Genomic DNA, 6,143 nt, shown 5'->3' with positions numbered 1-6,143 from the left:
GGTGTGGGACGTGGCGGGGCGGGCCGTAGGGATGCCGGGTGGTTCGTCCGCGTCCGTGCGTACGGCGTCCAGGAGTTCGCGGCCCGACATCCGGGCGCCCGCCGCCCGCCACCGCTCGTACTGTTCGGCGCCCAACGCCGTTCGTACCGACCGCTGTTGGGACTCCTGTTCCTCCAGCAGGCGGGGCAGCATGCCGACGGGGTCGCCGCCCAGCCGTCGCGCGTGCTCCGCGTAACCCATCAGCCAGCAGGCCCTGACGTATCGCTTCTGCCCGGCCGCGTGCCAGGCGAGGCCCAGCGACGCGAGCGCGGCCACGAGCACCTCGCCGATCTCGCTCGCCGCCTCCAGGCCCCGGCGCAACGCCGTAGCGCTCTCCTCGGGGCGGCCGACGAGCCAGAGGATCACGCCCTGGACGGAGAGCGTGGAACCGTACAACTGGCGCTCGCCGCGGCCCTCCAGATACGTGAGGCCCGTCTCGCACCACTCCAGCGCGCGGTCCGTGAAGCCCAACGCGGCGTACAGCAGGGCGCCTTCGTAGTGGACGACGCCGATGCCCAGCGCGTCGTCCGCCGCGATCATCCGTCGGCGGACCGCTTCGAGCGCGGCCGCCCCTTCCTCGACGGCCCCGCCGAGCAGCGTGAGGGCGCCCAAGTAGCCCTCGCTGAACAGCTCCACGCGGCTCTCGCCGACGCGACGCGCCACGTCGAGGGCCTGCGGGAACCGGTCCAACGCCGTCTCCAGATCCGCCGTCCAGACCCCGAACACCCCGGTCATGAACAGCCCCCAGGCCCGCGTCGCCGAGTCCTGCGGGACGAGGCCGAGCCCCTTGTCGATCCAGTACCGGCCCTCTGACAGTGTGCCCGCCGCCCGCCAGTACGCCCCGAGCCGCGTCGCCAGCCACAGTGCGTCGCTCGCCCGTCCCTCGGTGGCGCAGCCGTACTCCAGGGCGGCCCGTACGTCGGCGATCTCCGCGCGTACGGCGTGGTGCAGTTGGACCTGGCCCCGGCCCATCAGACCGTTCCAGAAGCGGTCGACGAGGTCGTCGTAGTGGGCGAAGTGCCGTTGTCGTACGGCCTCGGAGTCGTCGGTGGCGGCCAGGCGCGCGGTGCCGTACTCGCGGATGGTGTCCAGGAGCCGGTAGCGGCCGCCGTCCTCGCCGATGCGCTGGACGACCGACTTGTCGACGAGCCCGATCAGCGCCTCGACGACCTGCTCGCCGTCGAGTTGGACCGCTCCACCGGGGTCGCCGCCCGCGCACACCTGCTCGGCCGCGGACAGTTCGAAGGAACCGGCGAACACCGACAGCCGGGCCCACAGGAGTTGTTCCTGGGGTGTGCACAGGCCGTAGGACCAGTCGATGGCCGCGCGCAGGGTCTGGTGGCGGGTGAGCGCGGTGCGCCGGCCGCCGGTGAGGACCTCGCAGTGGCGGTCCAGGCGGGCGACGAGTTCCGCGAGGGGGACGGCCCGCAGGCGCACGGCGGCGAGTTCGAGGGCGAGGGGGATGCCGTCGAGGCGATCCACGAGGGCGAGGGTGTGCTCCCGGTCGGCGCCGTCGAGGGCGGGGCCGCCGGTGACGGCGGCGGCGCGCTGCGCGAACAGGTCGACGGCGTCCGCGCGGGCCAGCGGGGCGATCGGCAGACAGCGCTCACCGGGCACGTCGAGCGGCTGCCTGCTGGTGGCGAGGACGCTCAGTCCGGGGGCCTCGCGCAGCAGGATGTCGCAGAGCATCGCGCACGCGTCGACCAGGTGCTCGCAGGTGTCGAGGACGATCAACATCCGCCGCCCGCGCAGGTGTTCCACGATGGCGTCCAGCGGCGTCATGCCGGACTGCTCGGGCAGTTCGAGGACGCCCGCGAGCGTCGGCGGCACCAACTCCGGGTCGTGCAGGGCCGACAGCTCCACCAGCCGCACCCCGTCGGCGAACCGGTCCGCGACCGCGCGGGCCGCGCGCAGTGCCGTACGGCTCTTGCCGACACCGCCCGGACCGACCAGCGTGACCAGCCGCGACCGCGCCAACTCGGCGTGCAGCATCCCGAGTTCCTCGGCGCGTCCGACGAAGCTGGTCAACTCCACGGGGAGTTGACCGCCCCGCCGCTGTCCGAAGCCGTATCCCATGCCGCCCCCATACCCGTCCGCCAACCGGTCACCACAGCGTAGGCGAGTGACTCCCGAGCGTGAACGGTAGTCGAGTCCGGCGGGTGGGCGCGAGATCGCGCGGGCGCCCGGCGGCGCGCCGATCAGGCGACGCGCGCGCCGTTCACGCCGGGCTCGCCCAGGTGCCGGTCTCGACGGAACGCACCATGGCGTCCAGAACTGCCGCGCTGCGTACGGCATCCGGGAGCGTGGCGCCGTACGGCACGCCCTCGGCGACGGAGCGCAGGAAGCGGTACGCCTCGATCACCTTGAGGTCGTCGTAGCCCATCGCGTTCGCCGCGCCCGGCTGGAACGCGCCGAACTCGCCGTCGCCCGGGCCGACATACACCGTGGTGACGGGCTGGTCCTGGTAGGTCGTGCCGCGGCTGACCGCCAGCTCGTTCATCCGGCGGAAGTCCCAGAACACCGCGCCCTTGGTGCCGTGCACCTCGAAGCCGTAGTTGTTCTGCTCGCCGACCGAGACCCGGCAGGCCTCCAGGACACCCCGGGCACCGGAGGCGAACCGCAGCAGGCAGTTGACGTAGTCCTCGTTCTCCACCGGGCCCAACTCGCCCCCGGTGGCCAGGGCGTGGCCCGCGGTCGCGCCGGTGGGGCGGGCCCGCTGCGGCAGGAAGATCGCGGTGTCGGCGGCCAGGGACGTGATGTCGCCGAGGAGGTAGCGGGCCAGGTCGGCGCCGTGCGAGGCCAGGTCGCCCAGGACTCCGTGGCCGCCGCGCTCCAGTTCGTAGCGCCAGGTCAGGGCGCCGTCCGGGTGGGCCGCGTAGTCGCTGAAGAGGCGGACGCGGATGTGGGTGACCGTGCCCAGCTCGCCCGAGGCGATCAGGTCGCGGGCGGCCTCCACGGCAGGCGCGTTGCGGTAGTTGAAGCCGACCGCGCTCTGGACGCCGGACTTGGAGACCGCGTCCGCCACGGCGGAGGCGTCCGCCGTCGACAGGCCCACCGGCTTCTCGATCCAGATGTGCTTGCCGGCCTCCGCCATCGCGACGCCGATCTCGCGGTGCAGGAAGTTCGGCGCGGTGATGCTCACCGCCTGCACCCGCGGGTCGTCGGCCACCTCGCGCCAGTCGCGGGTCGTGGAGGCGAAGCCGAACTGCTCGGCGGCCTGCTCGGCCCGCCCGGGCACCTCCTCGGCGACCGTCACGAGCTGCGGTCGCAGGGTCAGCTGCGGAAAGTGGTGCGGGACCCGGGCGTACGCCTGGGTGTGGACCCGCCCCATCCATCCGAAGCCCACGACGGCAACACCGAGCGAGGTCACCATGACTGCCCTTCTTTGGACCGGTCCATAATCTGTCTCCGCCACAGTGGAACCCATTCGTCCTGATGTCAATACATGGACGTCAACAACGAGTGTCCGCGCCTTTGACAGGGTGCGCGACCGCATGGAACGGTCCAGCCATGAGCGCTCCGACCATCCGTGACGTCGCCGAGCGGGCCGGTGTGTCGAAGTCCCTGGTCTCCCTGGTGCTGCGCGGCTCCGAGCAGGTCCGACCGGAGAAACGGCAGGCCGTGCTGGCCGCCGTGGCGGAACTCGGTTACCGCCCGAACGCCGCCGCCCGCAGCCTCAGCGAACGCCGCACCCGCTCGATCGGCGTCCTGCTGAACGACCTGCGCAACCCGTGGTTCGTGGAACTCCTCGACGGCCTGGGCTCCCGCCTGCACGAGAACGGCCTGCACATGATGCTGGCCGACGGCCGCCTCAACCGTCACCTCGGCGAGGACCTCACCCGCATCTTCACGGAACTCCGCGTCGACGGCCTGGTCGCGGTGGGCACCCTCCCCGGCTCCGACGAACTCCTCGCCGCAGCCGCGACCCGCATCCCGACGGTGGTCGCGGGCGCCATTGAACCGGTCCTGCCCCACGTCGACGTCGTGGCCGGCGACGACTCGTACGGCGCCGCCCTGGCCACCGAACACCTCATCACCCTGGGCCACCGCCGTATCGCCCACATCGCCGGCCCGGGCGTCGCCGGCGCACTCCGCCGCATCTCCTTCGAAGAGGTCATGGACGGCCACGGCCTGACCGACCTCGCGACGGTCGAACAGGGCGACCACACGGAGGAGGGCGGGTACCGCGCGATGGTCCGCCTGCTCACCGCCCCGCAGCGCCCCACGGCCGTCTTCGCCTTCAACGACATCGCGTGCGTCGGTGCGCTCTCGGCGGCCGAGGAACTGGACCTCCAGGTGCCCCGGGACCTGTCCCTCGTCGGCTACGACAACACGTACCTCGCGCGCCTACGACACCTCTGGCTCACCACCGTCGACAACGGCAGCCACGACATCGGCCGCCGCGCCGCGCAGCTTCTCGTCCAGCGGATGCGGGATCCGAGGCGGATGCCGGAGACGCTGCTGTCGGAACCGAGGCTTGAGGTGCGAGGGAGTACGGGACCGCCCTCGACGGAGTAACTCCGGCGCGGGCATGATCCGTACGGTGTCGAACGAACCCGCCGCCGCCCGCCGCCCGTCCCTGCTCTGGGAACAACACTGCTGCCTGGCGCTGGAGAAGAACGCCGACGTCGGCGAACTGGCCCGGTACCGCAGACCTGGCGGCAGCTTCGTCTCGGTCAATGTGGGCTACGCGCCCCACGGCGCCGACGAGGTCACCGGACTGATCGCCAGTTGGCGGGAACGGATCGACGCGGACGACCGGCTGCGGCTGGTCGCGAGCGTCGACGACATCGACGCCGCCGCGCGGGCGGGGGAGGTGGCGGTCGCCTTCGACCTGGAGGATTCCGGGCCCCTGGAAGGGGAGTTGGACCGGGTACGGCACTTCTACGACCTCAGCGTCCGCACGATGCTGCCGAGCTACAACACCCGCAACGCGGCCGGCGGCGGTTGCCTCGACGAGGTCGACGAGGGGCTCACCGCCTACGGCCGGGCGCTGGTACGGGAGTTGAACGCCGTCGGTATGGTCGCGGACGGCTCGCACTGCGGTGCCCGTACCGGTCTCGACCTGTGCGAGGTGTCCCAACTGCCCGTCGTCTACAGCCACTCCTGCATGCGAGCGGTGTGGGACCACCCCCGCAACATCACCGACGAGCAGGCCAGAGAGTGCGCGGCCACGGGCGGGGTGGTCGGCATCACCGGAGTCGGCATCTTCCTCGGCTCCAACGACGCCTCCGTCGACGCCCTCGTACGGCACATCGACCACGCCGTCGACCTCGTCGGCCCGGAACACGTCGGCGTGTCCACCGACTACCCGTTCGACGAAGGGGACTTCAACGCGATGCTCGAACAGAGCCCGGAGCTGTTCCCAGACTGCTACACCCGCTGGGGCCCGATCGACTTCATGCCCCCGGAGGGCCTGTTGACCGTCGAGGGCGCGCTGCTCGCCCTGGGGTACCCCGACGACGCCGTCGCGGCGATCCTGGGCGGCGACTTCCGGCGGGTCGCCGAGGCGGTGTGGCGGTAGCGCGCAACTGGTGTGCGGCGCAGGTCAGTTGGCTGGCAGGATGAGGGAGCGTGAGTGAACGCACCGCATTTATGACCATCGCCAGAGCCGCCGCGCCGCTGTATGTGAGCACCCTCGCCGCGTCCGCCGGGTCGCTCGTCGACACCGCGTTGTTGGGGCGGCACGCCACCGTCTCGTTGGCCGCGTTCGCCGTGACGATCGCCGTGTTCAGTCCGGCTACCGCCACCGTGGCGGGGGCGTTGCGTGGGGTGATGCCGTTCGTCGCGCCCCATCGCGAGGACCCCGACAGGCTGTTGCCGTTGGTGCGGAGTGGGATGTGGCTGGCGTTCGCCGTGGGTGGGGTGTGTGCGGCGGCGGTGGCCGCTGTGCCGTTGCTTGGCGGGCTGTTCGGGGTGCCGGGGGCTGTCATCGATCAACTGGGGCTGTTTCCCTGGATGTTGGCGGGGAGCGTCCTGCTGATCGCCGTCAACTCGTCGGCTACGTCCGTGCTGGTCGCGCTCGGGCGGTCGGCGCAGGTGATGCGGTCCGGGCTGGTGGGGACCGGGGTGTCCGTGGTGTTGTCGGTGGTGTTGGTCGGGGG

General features: G+C 71.8%; 5 protein-coding genes. 3 read left to right on the top strand and 2 right to left on the bottom strand.

The features are described 5' to 3' along the window. Positions 1 to 2,115: ATP-binding protein (locus tag AC31A1_RS44635; RefSeq protein ID WP_489658799.1), on the bottom strand; the 2,115-nt coding region annotated here is incomplete at its 3' end. 142 nt (positions 2,116 to 2,257) lie between these two features. After that, positions 2,258 to 3,412, bottom strand: coding sequence for a Gfo/Idh/MocA family protein (locus AC31A1_RS44630; RefSeq protein ID WP_489658798.1), 1,155 nt, complete (start codon positions 3,410 to 3,412; stop codon positions 2,258 to 2,260). A 137-nt stretch (positions 3,413 to 3,549) separates the two neighbouring features. On the opposite strand from AC31A1_RS44630, the gene AC31A1_RS44625 reads away from it, so the two are divergent. The 3 genes from AC31A1_RS44625 to AC31A1_RS44615 form a co-directional block, all read left to right on the top strand. Next, the gene (locus AC31A1_RS44625) at positions 3,550 to 4,557 is read left to right on the top strand and encodes a LacI family DNA-binding transcriptional regulator (protein WP_489658797.1); all 1,008 of its coding nucleotides are present in this window, start codon (positions 3,550 to 3,552) and stop codon (positions 4,555 to 4,557) included. A 25-nt stretch (positions 4,558 to 4,582) separates the two neighbouring features. Further along, positions 4,583 to 5,563 carry a dipeptidase gene (locus AC31A1_RS44620; RefSeq protein WP_489658796.1) on the top strand — a complete coding sequence of 327 codons (981 nt, stop codon included), beginning with the start codon at positions 4,583 to 4,585 and terminating at the stop codon, positions 5,561 to 5,563. 50 nt (positions 5,564 to 5,613) lie between these two features. Beyond that, positions 5,614 to 6,143, top strand: a 530-nt coding sequence (locus AC31A1_RS44615; protein WP_489658795.1) for an MATE family efflux transporter, incomplete at its 3' end; no start/stop codon positions are given.

It is taken from the genome of Streptomyces sp. P5F9, from assembly GCF_057961495.1.
Note: the sequence above shows the minus strand (reverse complement) of the source record. Positions and strands in the feature narration are given on the sequence as shown.

Bases quoted from the DNA above. Each gene is read 5' to 3' on its own strand.
- AC31A1_RS44625 (WP_489658797.1), top strand. From the start codon at position 3,550: ATGAGCGCTCCGACCATCCGTGACGTCGCCGAGCGGGCCGGTGTGTCG.
- AC31A1_RS44630 (WP_489658798.1), bottom strand. From the start codon at position 3,412: ATGGTGACCTCGCTCGGTGTTGCCGTCGTGGGCTTCGGATGGATGGGG.